Source organism: Kitasatospora sp. NPDC023118 (genome assembly GCF_055560875.1).
In genome coordinates this window covers 112,285-124,985 of record NZ_JBVHHW010000003.1, presented here as the reverse complement: position 1 = coordinate 124,985, position 12,701 = coordinate 112,285, and the positions used below count along the sequence as shown (strand labels likewise).

Genomic DNA, 12,701 nt, shown 5'->3' with positions numbered 1-12,701 from the left:
GCTCGGCAGGCGCTTCGCGCAACGCGCACCTCTTGACGGTTCGCTCGCTTCGCTCGCTCACGCCGCAACCCCCTTGGCGAGCAGCGGCAGGTCGTGCTCGTAGGTCTTCTCCTCGGTGCCGCTCATGTAGAGCACGTGCGCCTTGTCGTCCGAGGGGAGGAAGGCCAGCACCTGGGCGCCGTGGGTGGAGGTGACCGTGCCGTCCGCGTTGACCACCGGGTCCTCGATCATGATGCCGAGCGACTTGGCGGCGGTCTTCACCTTCTCCAGGTCGCCGGTGAGGCCTATGAAGTCGCTGCCCATCGAGTCCAGCCAGGTGCGCAGCACCTTGGGGGTGTCGCGCTGCGGGTCGGTGGAGACGAAGACCACGTTGATCTTCTTCCGGTCCTCCGCCGAGAGCGCCTTCATCGCCACGCCGAGGTCGCCCATGGTGGTCGGGCAGACGTCCGGGCAGCTGGTGTACCCGAAGAACAGCAGCGTGGCCTTGCCGTTGGTCTGCTGCCGCAGGTCGTAGGGCTGGCCGGAGGTGTCGGTCAGCTGGAGGTCGGGCTTCTCGAAGTTCTTGGCGAGCTTGGTGCCCTGGTACGGGGTGTCCTCCTTCTGCTGGGTGACCTTGGCGGCGGTCGAGCCGCCGCCGGAGGAGCCGCAGGCGGAGAGAGTCAGGGCGGCGGCCAGCGCGAGGGCGGCGGCGCCGGCCAGCCGGGTGGTGCGGATGGCGCCGTTCGTACGGGTGGTGCGGGGCATGGGTGTTCCGATCGTCTGCGGTGGACCGCCGGCGGGGCCGCACCCGGGCATGGGCACGGCCCCGCCGGCGCGGGGATCAGGAGGCGGAGCCGCCGCTCTTGCGGCGCAGGCCGAGCACGCCGACGGCGGTGCCGATCACGCCGACCACGATGCCGACCACGCCGAGGGTACGGGCGGTGCTGTCGCTGGACTTGGTGTCGCCGGAGGCGGCGGCGTGGTCGGAGCCGTCCCCGTGGGTGCCGGCGGCCGGGGAGGCGGTGACGCCGTGGTCGTCGCCACCGGCGGCCTTGGTGAGCTTCAGGACCGGGGCCGGGTGGGCCGGCTCGGGCTGGCCGGCCTGGGCCTCGTCGATCCAGCGGACGACGTCGCCGTTGTCGTAGGTCTGCAGGGCCTTGAACTCCATGCTGTCGGAGTCGGTCGGCAGCGGCCCGAGCGAGACCCGGAACTCCTGGAACTGGCCGGGGGCGATCTTGGTGCCGGCGTCGGCGGTCCAGGTGATCTTGGAGACTGCCTCGGTGACGTCGCTGCCGTGCACCTTGATCGGCTTGTCGAGCTTGGACTTCTCGACGTTCGCGGTCCAGCCCGGCAGCGGCAGGGTCCGGACGGAGGCCAGCGGGTGGTCCAGCGGGAGGTTGACCTCCAGCTTCACCGTGCTCGCCGTGTCGCTCTCGTTCGGCACCCGGAAGTCGACGGCCGTGTAGCCGCCCTGGGCCGCCGAACCCGGGTTCACGGTGACGTGCGCGAAGGCGGGGCCGGCCAGCGCCACCACGGAGGCGGCGGCGGTCAGGGCGACGGCGGCGAGACGGCGGGCGGGAAGGGAACGCATGATGCGGGGTCTCCGATCGGAGCTCGGCGGCCCGCACTGCCGGGCGACGGGGGAACCGTGCCTCGGCGGGGACCGCGTGTGGTGACGTTGGGGGCAGAGCCTGGGGCCGCCGTCCCTGTGGCGGACGGGAACGGCCCGGACACCGCGCACCTCACCGCGAACCCGGTACGGCCCTACGGGCACGCACGGGGAACACCGGGTCAGTACGCGAGGGCCCCGCACGGCGGACCGCGCCGCACCACGCTGTGCCGCAGCACCGCACCGGCCGGAAGCAGGCCCTCGCCGCCCCTGGCCCCGAACCGGCGGGCCGGACCGGCCACGCCGAACAGACCGCGCAGCAGCGCGGCCACCAGCACGAACGCCGAGCGCAGCGGCGCCGCCCAGTGCTCCCGGGCCGCCGACGCGGCCACCCGCACCAGCCGCCACAGCGCCGCCTCGCCGCGCCGCAGCCACCAGCCCGCCACCAGCGCGGCGGCCAGGTGCCCGGCCAGCATCGACGGCGTCATCCCGAACACGCCGCCCTGCCACCAGGGCGCGACGGCGTACGCGTGCGGGTCCAGGCCCGCCGAGGAGACCAACTGCTCGGGGGACGCACTGCCGGGCAGGCCGACCAGCGTGCCCGGGCGGGCCTCGTTGCAGATCAGCCGGCCGGCCGCCTGCGGCATGGTCATCGCACCGTGGTGCATGCCGCCGCCGCCGAAGCCGTGGAAGAGGCAGTGCAGTCCGAGCTGCCCCGCGCCGAGCGCCCCGGCGATGGCCGCCAGCGAACGCTCCCGTCCACCACAGGCCACCGCGAGCACCAGCACCGCGGCGAAACCCGTCGCCAGCGCGGTCGGCGGCACGTCGCCGCCACCCGCCAGGGCGTGCCCGGCGGCCGCTATCAGCGTGCACACCAGCGCGAACGGGACCGCCCGGGCAAGCCGCAGATCCCAGGCGGCGACCCCTACCGGCCGGACCGGTACGGAGGCGCCCGGGACGGGGGCGGCGGGGAGGGCAGTCATGGCCGGGCCATCATCTCATCGCGTACAGCGCTGACACGGGCAGGGTGGGAAATCCCTACGAATGCCCCGTTCAGCGGCGGCGTGCACCACCACGTGTGCGCCCTTCGGCACACACCCCGTCCCCAGTCCATCCGCCGAACGGGCGGTAGCCGCCCCCGGGCACGGTTCACCGCCGAATCGCCCGGAGATACCTAGTTGTATGTGGAGCCGCAGCCAGGAGGGACCTCCCGTGGACATCTGGTGGACTCTGCACCTCAAGCGCGACCCCGCCAGTGTTCCGCTGGCGCGGCGCATCCTGCTCGGTGCCATGGCGACGGCCGGCGTCGACCCGCAGATCGCCGACGACCTCGGCGTCGCCCTCACCGAGGCCTGCGCCAACGCCGTCGAGCACGGCGCCACCGGCCGGCCCGAGGACGGCTTCCAGGTCACCGCCTCGATCAGCGGCGACCGCCTGCGGATCGAGGTCACCGACTCCGGCCCCGGCCTGCCGGCCCCCGCCGCCCCGCTCGCCCGCCGCCCGGCCACCCCCACCCCGGTCCGCCCCGCCGCGCCCGGCCGAGGGCCCCGCCGCTCCCGCCGCGGCCGCGCCACCGTTCCGGCCCGCATCCTCGCCGCCCACCGCCCCCGCCGCGACGGCCACCCCTACGACACCCACGTCCTCCCCTGCCGCCCCCCGGCCCCCACCCTCCGCCCGGTCGACCTCGACACCCTCCCCGACCTCACCGCCGAATCCGGCCGCGGCCTCTTCCTCATCCACGCCCTCACCGACCACGTCCAGCTCCGCAACCACCCCCTCCGGGGGGCCATCGTGAGCTTCGACAAGATCCTCAAGTGGCAGGACGACGCCCTGCTGCGGGCCGCTTCCTGACCCCGGCCCGCGTCGCCGCTTCACGGCCGGACCGCTTCACGGCCGGACCGGGCTGGTCACGTCTCGCGCATCCTCGGGGGCCGTGGCCGCCGGAGCACGGCGGCTACGGGCAACCGGCGTTCCGGCTGCCCGCCCACCGCTGTGCCGTAGGGGCACGCGGCTCCGCACCACCCGGCGGTCAGTCCTCGGTGGGGCGGCGGCGGGTCAGGAAGACGAGGGTGGCGCCGAGGAGGAGGGCGGTGGTGCCGGCGATGGCGAGGGGGCGGCTGGCGGTGCCGGCGCCGGTGTCGGCGAGGCGGGTGGGGCCGGCGGGCGGGGTGGTGGGGGTGCGGTTGGCGGAGGCGGAGGCGGAGGCGTAGGTGAAGGTGGCGGTGAGCTGGGGGCAGGTGTACTTCTTCGCCGGGGCGGAGCCGGACGGAAGGACCTCGGACTTGGCGGTGAAGGTGAGGCGGTGGTCGCCGAGGGCGGTGGCCCGCAGCTGGAGGGTGAGCTTCTGGCCCGGGGCGAGCTGGTAGGTGCCGGCGTTGGTCGGCGTCCCGGAGACGGTGAGGGGCTTCCAGGTGCCCCCGGGGGCGCGCAGTTCGGAGCTGAGGTCGCTGCCGCCGTCGGCGAGGGAGACGGTGGTGGCGAGCTCCTTGACCGTCGTGGTGCTGATGTTGTCGAAGGTGACCGCGAGCTGCCCCGGGGTGGTGCTACTGCCGGTGACCGGCATCGTGACCGCCATCGGGCCCTCCGGGCAATCGGCTGCGGAGCCGGTGGCGGTCGGGGTGGCCGAGGGCGTCGCGGTGGGGGTGGCGCTGCCGGACGGGGCGTCCGTGGGGCCGGTCGTGGCACTCGGGGCCGGGGCGGACGGCGTCAGCGAGGGCGTTGCCGAGGTTGCCGACGGCGCCGACGTGGGCGAGGAGTCGGCGGCGAGGGCGGGAACCGTACCGAGGGCGACCGGGCCCGCGGTGAGCACGAGGAGGGTGCAGGCGGCGGGAAGGCGGGCGGGTCGCATCGATGGGCTCCAGCGGTCGGGTCGGGTGTGCGCTCTCCGGGGGAAGACCGCCGAGGGGCGCGAACGGTTGTCCGCGCCCCTCGGGTTCATCCCGTGGGGATCAGCCGTGCGCGCCGGCCTTGCGACGACGCAGGACGAACAGGGTGCCGGCACCGGCCGCCAGCACCGCCGCGCCGCCGAGGGCGATCGGCAGGGTGTTGGAGTCGGCACCGGTGTGGGCCAACTCCGGACCGGCCGACGCCGACGCCGACGCCGAGGCGGAGACGGAGGCGGAGGCCGAGGCCGAGGCCGGGATCGCGGCCGGGGTGGTGGCGCCGCCGGCGTCGGCGACGTGGAACTCGCCCAGGTAGTCGTCGAGGAACTGCGTGCAGGCCTGGGCCTTGTTGTTGGCCGGGGTGGGGACCTTGTCGTTGTCGAAGGCGTCCGAGCCGGCTTCGTAGTTCGCGCCGTAACGACCGACCGGGGCCTTCGCGGTGGCGGCGATCCGGACCTTGTAGGTGAGCTTCTCGCCCTTGGCCAGCTTGAAGTCGGGGACCCGGAGGCTCCGGTCGTTGAGCTGCACGGGCTTCCAACCGTCGCCGGTGTTCAGCTGGACGTCGAAGAACCCGGTGTTCCATTCGACCGGGCGGGCTCCGTCGAACTCGTCGGTGACGTAGTAGGAGTTGTGGACGGCGGGCAGGTCGACGCCGCTCTTGTTCTCCCAGGTCACGGTGACCTCGGCGGCCGGGCCGCCCTTGACCAGGGTGGTGCCGTACAGGCCGGTGCCGGTGGCCTTGAGCAGGGAGCTCTGGTAGACACCGCCGTGGCAGCGGTCGCTGCTGGTGGGCGTCGGCGCCGGGAGGGACGGCAGGTTCGTCGGCTTGGCGGTGGCCGGGGCGGTGGCGGTCGGGGCCGGGGTGCCGGGCGCGGTCGCGGGCGCGGTCGCGGTGACGCTCGGGGCCGCGGTGGCGGTCGGGGTCGCGGGGACCCCGACGGCGCTCGCGGTGGCGGCGCCGACGGTGGCGCCGAAGGTGAGGGCGACCAGGGCCGCGGAGGCCAGCAGGCGGGAAGAGCGCACGTTACAAGGCTCCAGCTTTGGGTGAAATGTGACTGATTTTGAGCGACTCGGGGCTTCGGCGGACGCCGTCGGCGCTAGTCGAGCCCGCGTACCCTATCGGGCGGCGGTGGCTGGATCTCGACGGGGGAGTGGGGGAGGGAGCCCCCGGTTGCCGGGCTCCGGAGGCGGTCGGACGATGGGGTGCATGATGCACCAGATGCGAGCCGAGTACGGCGCCGACGGCGAGGCCGGCGGGGTGCGGCTGTGGCACATGGTCCGGGGCGGGCAGAGCGTGGCGATGTGCGGCCGCGAGCTCGATCCGGGGGCGCCGGTGCGGGAGGCGGTGGACTGGGGGAGGACCCCCGAACTGTGCTGCCACACCTGCGGGGCGTACTTCCTGCGCGAGCAGCCCTACCTGGCGGCCGAGCACCCCTGAGGCCGGCGCCGTCGTGATCGGCGCTACCGTGCTCGGCATGGAGCAATCCCTCGTCCGGCCGCGCTCGTTGACTCGTGCGGCCGCCGGGCTGAGGTCCGGTGCGCCGGGCCTGCCCGAGCACGTGGACCGTTTCTGCGCGCTGGTCGAGCGGGTGGATCCGCTGATCCACGCCTTCGTGTCGGAGCCCGGGCGGCATGGCCGACTGCGGGCGCGGGCGCGGGAGTTGGCCGCGCGGTACCCGGAGCCGGCCGGGCGGCCGCCGCTGTACGGGGTGCCGGTGGGGGTCAAGGACATCGTGCACGTGGACGGGCTGCCCACGCACGGTGGATCCGCCCTGCCGCCGGGGGTGCTGGCGGGCCCGCAGGCCGTGGTGGTGGACCGGCTGCTGGCGGCGGGGGCGATGGTCGCGGGCAAGACGGTGACCGCCGAGTTCGCGGCGAGCGCCCCGGGCCCGACCCGCAATCCGCACCATCCGGGGCACACCCCGGGCGGTTCCAGCAGCGGTTCGGCGGCGGCGGTCGCGGCGGGGCTGGTGCCGTTGGCGATCGGCACCCAGACGGTCGGTTCGGTGATCCGCCCGGCCGCGTACTGCGGGGTGGTGGGGTTCCGGCCGACGTACGGGCGGATCCCGATCGCGGGCGTGATCCCGAACGCGCCGAGCTTCGACACCCTGGGGGTGTTCACCGCCGATCTGGCGGGTGCGGCGTTGGCGGCCTCGCTGCTCTGTGACGACTGGCGGACCGGCCCCGTGCCGGACGCGCCCGTGCTCGGTGTGCCGGACGGCCCGTACCTGGAGCGGGCCGAACCGGCCGCGCTGCGCGTCTTCGAGGAGCGGGTGGAACGGCTGGAGCAGGCCGGTTCGACGGTGCGCCGGGTGCCGTTGTTCCCCGACTTCGCCGAGATCATCCGGCAGTTGCAGACCGTGAACCGTTTCGAGCTGGCCCGCAGTCACGCCGACTGGTTCGCCCGGTTCGGCGGTCTGTACCGGCCGGAGACGGTGGCGAGCATCCGGGTCGGCCAGGGCGTGGCGGCCGAGGACCGGGCCGCCGCGCTGGACTTCCGGGAGCGACTGCGCGAGCGGGTGGCGGCGGCGACCGCCGAAGCCGGGGTGGACCTGTGGCTGGCGCCCTCGGCGACCGGCGGTGCGCCGCAGGGCCTGCGCAGCACCGGGGACACGGTGATGTCGCTGCCGTGGAGCTTCCTCGGGCTGCCTGCGCTGAGCCTGCCGGCCGGCCGGACCGCGGCCGGGCTGCCGCTCGGCCTGCAGGTGGTCGGCGCGGCGGGCGGCGACGAGCGGCTGCTCGCCCAAGCTGCCGCGCTGGAAGGGGTGTTGGAATAAAGGGCGTTGGACTCAAGGGCGTTGGACTCAAGGGCGTTGGGCGGACCCGGTGGGCGTCTTCTGCCGGACCGGCGCCGAACTCACCGCCGCCTTCCGGGAGGCGGCCGCCGTCGACCGGGCGCTCTGGCGGCCCGAGATCCGCGATGGCGGCCCGTTCCCGCTCGCCCAGGCGGTGGGCTTCCACCTGCTCGACTCCCTGGTGCACGGCTGGGACGTCGCCGCCGCGCTCGACGCCCTGGCCGACGCCCTGGTCGCGGCGGTGGACGGCGACGACGCCCTGGCCGACGCCCTGTCGGCGGTGACCGAGGCCGTCCCGAACACGCCGGAGGCCCGGGCGCCCGGCCGGGCCTTCCGTCCGGGCCTCGAACCCGGCGGCGGCGCCGGCCGGTTCGACCGCGTCCTGGCGCTGCTCGGCCGCGACCCGGCCTGGCAGGCCTCCTGAGGTCGTGCCCGCTGAGGTCATGCCCGCTCAGGTCGCGCCCGCTCAGGTCGTGCCCGCGAACTAGGCCTTCCGCTCCCGGTTCTCGTCCGGGAAGCGCGGACCGCCGATCAGGAAGAACAGCGCAGCGGTCGGAAAGCCGAGCGAGGCGGCCAGCACCACGATGAACTGCCAGAACATCTTCCGCTCCTCGTCAGTCCCGGGTCGGTCGGACACCCGAAGGTGGTCCCAAACCTGACCGGCCCTGATCGGCCGAATTGTCCGGTCGCTATCCGACGGTATGGCTGAATTGCCCCCGATGCCACCGGACAGCGGGCCCCGGCCCGCGCCACACCGACGCACGGGTCTGGGCGCGGGCCGGGGGCTGCGGCCACACTGTCGGGATGCAGCTACAGCTCGCAGGGGAAGCACGGCGGCCCGACCGGGAGAGCGAGGACTTCGCGGCGGCCTCACCGGAGGCGCTGGTCCTGCTGGACGGCGCGAGTTCGCCGGCCGGCCTGGAGTCCGGGTGCCGGCACGGAACGGCCTGGTACGTCCGCCGGTTGGGGGTGCACCTGCTCGCCCGGCTCACCGACCGCGTGGACCGCTCGATCGCCGAGTGCCTGTCCGATGCCATCGTGGAGACGGCCGCGCTGCACGGCGGCCGCTGCGACCTCGCCCACCCCAACACGCCCGCCGCGATGGTGGTCGCGGCCCGGCGGCACGGCGAGTCGCTGGAGTACCTGGTGCTCGGCGACTCGCTGCTGGTGCTGGAGTTCAAGGACGGCCCGCCGAAGGTGATCGGGGACAACCAGCGCTTCCCCGGCGGGGAGGGGCTGCGCCGCCAGGTCTGGGCGACCGTCCCGGGCTCGGCCGAGCGGACCGCGCTGCACCTGGAGTACACACTGGCCGTGCGCGCCGCCCGCAACCGGGGCAGCGGGCCGTGGATCGCGGCCGCCAGCCCGCGTGCGGCCGAGCACGCCGAGACCGGCTTCGTCCGGCTGGACCGGCTGCACGCGCTGGCCGCGCTCACCGACGGCGCCTCGCGCTACACCGAGCGCTTCGGGCTGGGCAGTTGGGGCGATGTGCTGCGGCTGCTCGCGGAGTCCGGCCCGGGTGAGCTGATCGCCCAGGTCCGCGAGGTGGAGCGGGCGGACGCCACCTGCGAGCGCTGGCCGCGCGGCAAGACCCACGACGACGCCTCGGCGGTCTACGCACTGCTGTAGCCGGGCCCGTGGGTGGAGGCGAAACGGCGGGAGGGCCGCAGGTCGGAACCTGCGGCGCTCCCGTCGGGGCGGATCAGTGAGCGTCGGTCGGGATGGTGCCGAGGCGGCCGGCCTGGAAGTCCTCCATGGCCTGCTGGAGCTCCCGGTGGCTGTTCATCACGAACGGGCCGTACCACGCCACTGGCTCGCGGATCGGCTGACCGCCGAGGAGGACGACCTCGAAGTTGGCGCTGCGCGAGTCCTGGGCCTCGTCGGCGCGGATGGTGATCGAGTCGCCGTCACCGAACACGACCGCCTGGCCCATCCCGAACGGGCGCCGCTCCTGGCCGGCCGAGCCCGTGCCGGCCAGACCGTAGGCGAGGGCGTTGAAGTCCGAGCGCCAGGGCAGGGTGACCTGGGCGCCCGGGTTGACCGACGCGTGGATCATTGTGATCGGGGTGTGGGTGGCGCCCGGGCCCTGGTGGCCGTCGATCTCGCCGGCGATCACCCGCAGCAGCGCTCCGCCGTCCTCGGAGCTGAGCAGCTTGACGCTGCCGCCGCGGATGTCCTGGTACTTCGGGGCGATCATCTTGTCCGAGGCGGGCAGGTTGACCCACAGCTGGAGGCCGTGGAACAGGCCGCCGGACATCACCAGCGACTCCGGCGGGGTCTCGATGTGCAGCAGACCGGAGCCGGCCGTCATCCACTGGGTGTCGCCGTCGGTGATGACGCCACCGCCGCCGTGCGAGTCCTGGTGGATGAACGTTCCGTCAATGATGTAGGTGACCGTCTCGAAGCCCCGGTGCGGGTGCCAGGGGGTGCCCTTGGGCTCGCCGGCCGCGTAGTCCACCTCGCCCATCTGGTCCATCATGATGAACGGGTCGAGGTACCTGGTGTTGATCTTGGCGAAGGCGCGGCGGACGGGGAAGCCCTCGCCCTCGTAGCCCTCGGGCGCGGTGGCCACGGTGAGGACGGGCCGGGCGCTCGCGACGGCCGGGTCCGGCGTGGTGACACGCGGAAGGGTCAGCGGGTTGTCGACGGTCACGGCGGGCATGTCGGCCTCCTTCGGGGGTTTCTGGCCTACGTCCACGAGGGTAGTTCAATGCTCAACAACAAGCAAGTTGAAAATTGAACTATGTAGCGACGGAGGAGCGCGGGGCTCCTCTCCAGGATGGGTCAGCCGTACATCCGGCGCATGGTGAAGTCGACCATCTGCTCGACCGCCTTGGCGTCGAACACCATCCGGTGCTCGCCCTCCATGTCCAGCGCGAAGCCGTAGCCGGTCGGCAGCAGGTCCAGGACCTCGGCGCCGGTGACGGTGAAGTGCTTGGAGTCCTTGCCGGCGTAGCGGCGCAGCTCCTTGAGCGAGCTGAACATCGGGATCACCGGCGTCGGGGTGTTGTGCAGCGCGAGGAAGCCGGGGCGGTCGCCGCGCGGGCAGTGCACCTTCGAGGTGATGAAGATCGCCTGGAAGTCCTCGACCGCCATCGAGCCGGTGGTGAAGGCCCGGACGGCGTCCGCCAGCGACGGCGGGGAGGGCTCGGGGTACAGCGATTGCTGGGACGCCTGCCCCTGTGCGCCGTACGCGTCGGGTCCGGGCATGCCGTTCATGCCCGGCTGCGGACCCGCCTGCTGCTGGTAGGGGTCGCCCGGGTATGCGTTCTGGTCATATCCGTACACACGGACAGGCTAGCGGGAGCGCACCCGCCCGCGCTGGCGTCGATCCTGACAAGGAGTGGTCGTCCCGGCTTGTGGGACGTGACCACGTTCATAGGTGATTCATCGCCAGGGGCTTGCCCAAGTTACCGCTGGGTAGCATCATGATGCCTACTGGTGGGTACGGGGCGCCCGAAAAGAGGCGGTCACCCGGAAGCGACGAACCGGAGAAAACAGGCCATGGGTCACTACAAGTCCAACCTGCGGGACGTGGAGTTCAACCTCTTCGAGGTGTTCGGTCGCGACCAGGTGTACGGCACCGGACCGTTCGCCGACATGGACGTCGAGACCGCGAAGAACATCCTGAGCGAGATCGCGCGCCTCGCCGAGAACGACCTCGCCGCGTCCTTCGCCGACACCGACCGCAACCCGCCGGTCTTCGACCCGGAGACCAACACCGCCCCGATCCCGGCCACGTTCAAGAAGAGCTACCAGACCTTCATGGACGCCGAGTGGTGGCGCCTGGGCATCCCGGAGTCGATCGGCGGCCAGGTCACCCCGAACTCGCTGATCTGGGCCTTCGCCGAGCAGATCCTGGGCTCCAACCCGGCCATCTGGATGTACTCCTCCGGCCCGGCCTTCGCCGGCGTCATCGCCGAGGAGGGCACCGAGGAGCAGCTCGAGGTCGCCAAGCGGATGACCGACCGCCTGTGGGGCTCCACCATGGTCCTCACCGAGCCCGACGCGGGCTCCGACGTGGGCGCCGGCCGCACCAAGGCGATCAAGCAGGAGGACGGCTCCTGGCACATCGAGGGCGTGAAGCGCTTCATCACCTCGGGTGAGCACGACATGTCCGAGAACATCATCCACATGGTGCTGGCCCGCCCCGAGGGCGGTAAGCCGGGCACCAAGGGCCTGGGCCTGTTCATCGTCCCCAAGTTCGACTTCGACTGGGAGACCGGCGAGCTCGGCGAGCGCAACGGCGTCTACGCCACCAACGTCGAGCACAAGATGGGCCTCAAGGCCTCGAACACCTGCGAGATGACCTTCGGTGCCAAGCACCCGGCCAAGGGCTGGCTGCTCGGCGAGAAGGTCGACGGCATCCGCCAGATGTTCAAGATCATCGAGTTCGCCCGCATGATGGTCGGCACGAAGGCCATCGCCACCCTCTCCACCGGCTACCTGAACGCCCTGGAGTACGCCAAGGAGCGCGTGCAGGGCGCCGACATCTCGCAGTTCCTGGACAAGACCGCCCCGCGCGTCACCATCACCCACCACCCGGACGTGCGCCGCTCGCTGCTGACCCAGAAGGCCTACGCCGAGGGCATGCGCGCGCTGGTCCTGTTCACCGCGTCCATCCAGGACGACATGATGGCCGCCAAGCTGCGCGGCGAGCGCGACGAGGCCGCCGAGCGCCTCAACGACCTGCTCCTGCCGATCGTCAAGGGCTACGGGTCGGAGAAGTCCTACGAGCAGCTCGCCCAGTCCCTGCAGACCTTCGGTGGCTCCGGCTACCTGCAGGAGTACCCGATCGAGCAGTACATCCGCGACGCCAAGATCGACACCCTGTACGAGGGCACCACGGCGATCCAGGGCCAGGACTTCTTCTTCCGCAAGATCGTCAAGGACGGCGGCCAGGCGCTGACCGCCCTGAACGAGCAGATCCAGAAGTTCCTCGGCTCGGAGGAGGGCGGCGACGCCCTGGCCGCCGAGCGCAAGCTGCTCGCCACGGCCGCCGGTGACCTGGAGGCCATCATCGGCAAGCTGCTCGCCGACCTCTCCTCGGTCGAGCAGGACGTCAAGAACATGTACAAGGTGGGCCTCAACACCACCCGCCTGCTGATGGTCTCCGGCGACGTCGTGGTCGGCTGGCTGCTGCTGCGTCAGGCCGCGGTGGCCCTGGCCAAGCTGGAGGCCGGCGCCTCCGAGAAGGACGTGCCGTTCTACCAGGGCAAGGTCGCGGCGGCCCGCTTCTTCGCCAAGAACATCCTCCCGACCGTCGCTCCGCAGCGGGCGATCGCCGAGGGCATCGACAACGAGATCATGGAGCTGGCGGAGGAGGCCTTCTAGGCCGCACCCCCTTCTGACCGCCTGACGAAACCCTCACACCGAAGGGCCCGGCTGCCACCGGGCCCTTCGGTGTTCTTCAGGTGCTCCGTAGTGCCCCGGACGGTG

The 12,701-nt window shown here is 72.8% G+C and carries 13 protein-coding genes; 6 read left to right on the top strand and 7 right to left on the bottom strand.

The genetic code is table 11. The annotated features are described in order from the left end of the window. Positions 1–57 precede the first annotated feature (57 nt). The 3 genes from ACZ3UD_RS05020 to ACZ3UD_RS05010 form a co-directional block, all read right to left on the bottom strand. On the bottom strand, positions 58–744 hold the full coding sequence (locus tag ACZ3UD_RS05020) for an SCO family protein (protein WP_465582342.1): 687 nt from the start codon (positions 742–744) through the stop codon (positions 58–60). Positions 745–820: 76 nt separating this feature from the next. After that, complete coding sequence (locus tag ACZ3UD_RS05015; protein ID WP_465582339.1) at positions 821–1,570, bottom strand: YcnI family copper-binding membrane protein; 750 nt, start codon at positions 1,568–1,570, stop codon at positions 821–823. A gap of 200 nt (positions 1,571–1,770) precedes the next feature. After that, positions 1,771–2,571 (bottom strand): hypothetical protein, encoded by an 801-nt coding sequence (locus tag ACZ3UD_RS05010; protein WP_465582336.1) that lies wholly within the window; start codon positions 2,569–2,571, stop codon positions 1,771–1,773. 229 nt (positions 2,572–2,800) lie between these two features. On the opposite strand from ACZ3UD_RS05010, the gene ACZ3UD_RS05005 reads away from it, so the two are divergent. Continuing rightward, the gene (locus ACZ3UD_RS05005) at positions 2,801–3,439 is read left to right on the top strand and encodes an ATP-binding protein (RefSeq protein ID WP_465582333.1); all 639 of its coding nucleotides are present in this window, start codon (positions 2,801–2,803) and stop codon (positions 3,437–3,439) included. Positions 3,440–3,617: 178 nt separating this feature from the next. Here ACZ3UD_RS05005 and ACZ3UD_RS05000 read toward each other — a convergent pair whose 3' ends face one another. Together ACZ3UD_RS05000 and ACZ3UD_RS04995 are read right to left on the bottom strand one after the other, a co-directional pair. Beyond that, a complete protein-coding gene (locus ACZ3UD_RS05000) occupies positions 3,618–4,436 on the bottom strand; it encodes an LPXTG cell wall anchor domain-containing protein (protein WP_465582330.1) in 819 nt (272 codons plus the stop codon). Between the two features lie 100 nt (positions 4,437–4,536). Then, on the bottom strand, positions 4,537–5,493 hold the full coding sequence (locus tag ACZ3UD_RS04995; RefSeq protein WP_465582327.1) for an LAETG motif-containing sortase-dependent surface protein: 957 nt from the start codon (positions 5,491–5,493) through the stop codon (positions 4,537–4,539). 184 nt (positions 5,494–5,677) lie between these two features. On the opposite strand from ACZ3UD_RS04995, the gene ACZ3UD_RS04990 reads away from it, so the two are divergent. From ACZ3UD_RS04990 to ACZ3UD_RS04975, 4 genes are all read left to right on the top strand, one after another. Continuing rightward, entirely contained in the window at positions 5,678–5,908 is a 231-nt protein-coding gene (locus ACZ3UD_RS04990) for a hypothetical protein (protein ID WP_380609000.1), read from the top strand. Between the two features lie 37 nt (positions 5,909–5,945). After that, complete coding sequence (locus tag ACZ3UD_RS04985; protein WP_465582323.1) at positions 5,946–7,247, top strand: amidase; 1,302 nt, start codon at positions 5,946–5,948, stop codon at positions 7,245–7,247. A gap of 49 nt (positions 7,248–7,296) precedes the next feature. Beyond that, positions 7,297–7,689 carry a DinB family protein gene (locus ACZ3UD_RS04980; protein WP_465582320.1) on the top strand — a complete coding sequence of 131 codons (393 nt, stop codon included), beginning with the start codon at positions 7,297–7,299 and terminating at the stop codon, positions 7,687–7,689. 380 nt (positions 7,690–8,069) lie between these two features. Further along, positions 8,070–8,891: a protein phosphatase 2C domain-containing protein gene (locus tag ACZ3UD_RS04975; RefSeq protein WP_465582317.1), complete on the top strand. Its 822-nt coding sequence runs from the start codon at positions 8,070–8,072 to the stop codon at positions 8,889–8,891. 73 nt (positions 8,892–8,964) lie between these two features. Here ACZ3UD_RS04975 and ACZ3UD_RS04970 read toward each other — a convergent pair whose 3' ends face one another. Together ACZ3UD_RS04970 and ACZ3UD_RS04965 are read right to left on the bottom strand one after the other, a co-directional pair. After that, positions 8,965–9,924: a pirin family protein gene (locus ACZ3UD_RS04970; protein WP_465582314.1), complete on the bottom strand. Its 960-nt coding sequence runs from the start codon at positions 9,922–9,924 to the stop codon at positions 8,965–8,967. Positions 9,925–10,046: 122 nt separating this feature from the next. After that, positions 10,047–10,550, bottom strand: coding sequence for an SseB family protein (locus ACZ3UD_RS04965; protein WP_380609006.1), 504 nt, complete (start codon positions 10,548–10,550; stop codon positions 10,047–10,049). Positions 10,551–10,766: 216 nt separating this feature from the next. Here ACZ3UD_RS04965 and ACZ3UD_RS04960 point away from each other — a divergent pair, with 216 nt between their 5' ends. Further along, on the top strand, positions 10,767–12,596 hold the full coding sequence (locus ACZ3UD_RS04960; protein ID WP_465582311.1) for an acyl-CoA dehydrogenase: 1,830 nt from the start codon (positions 10,767–10,769) through the stop codon (positions 12,594–12,596). Positions 12,597–12,701 lie beyond the last annotated feature (105 nt).

Coding starts and splice junctions, on each gene's coding strand:
- ACZ3UD_RS05020 (WP_465582342.1), bottom strand. CDS start 744: ATGCCCCGCACCACCCGTACGAACGGCGCCATCCGCACCACCCGGCTG.
- ACZ3UD_RS05015 (WP_465582339.1), bottom strand. CDS start 1,570: ATGCGTTCCCTTCCCGCCCGCCGTCTCGCCGCCGTCGCCCTGACCGCC.
- ACZ3UD_RS05010 (WP_465582336.1), bottom strand. CDS start 2,571: ATGACTGCCCTCCCCGCCGCCCCCGTCCCGGGCGCCTCCGTACCGGTC.
- ACZ3UD_RS05000 (WP_465582330.1), bottom strand. CDS start 4,436: ATGCGACCCGCCCGCCTTCCCGCCGCCTGCACCCTCCTCGTGCTCACC.
- ACZ3UD_RS04990 (WP_380609000.1), top strand. CDS start 5,678: ATGATGCACCAGATGCGAGCCGAGTACGGCGCCGACGGCGAGGCCGGC.
- ACZ3UD_RS04985 (WP_465582323.1), top strand. CDS start 5,946: ATGGAGCAATCCCTCGTCCGGCCGCGCTCGTTGACTCGTGCGGCCGCC.
- ACZ3UD_RS04975 (WP_465582317.1), top strand. CDS start 8,070: ATGCAGCTACAGCTCGCAGGGGAAGCACGGCGGCCCGACCGGGAGAGC.
- ACZ3UD_RS04970 (WP_465582314.1), bottom strand. CDS start 9,924: ATGCCCGCCGTGACCGTCGACAACCCGCTGACCCTTCCGCGTGTCACC.
- ACZ3UD_RS04960 (WP_465582311.1), top strand. CDS start 10,767: ATGGGTCACTACAAGTCCAACCTGCGGGACGTGGAGTTCAACCTCTTC.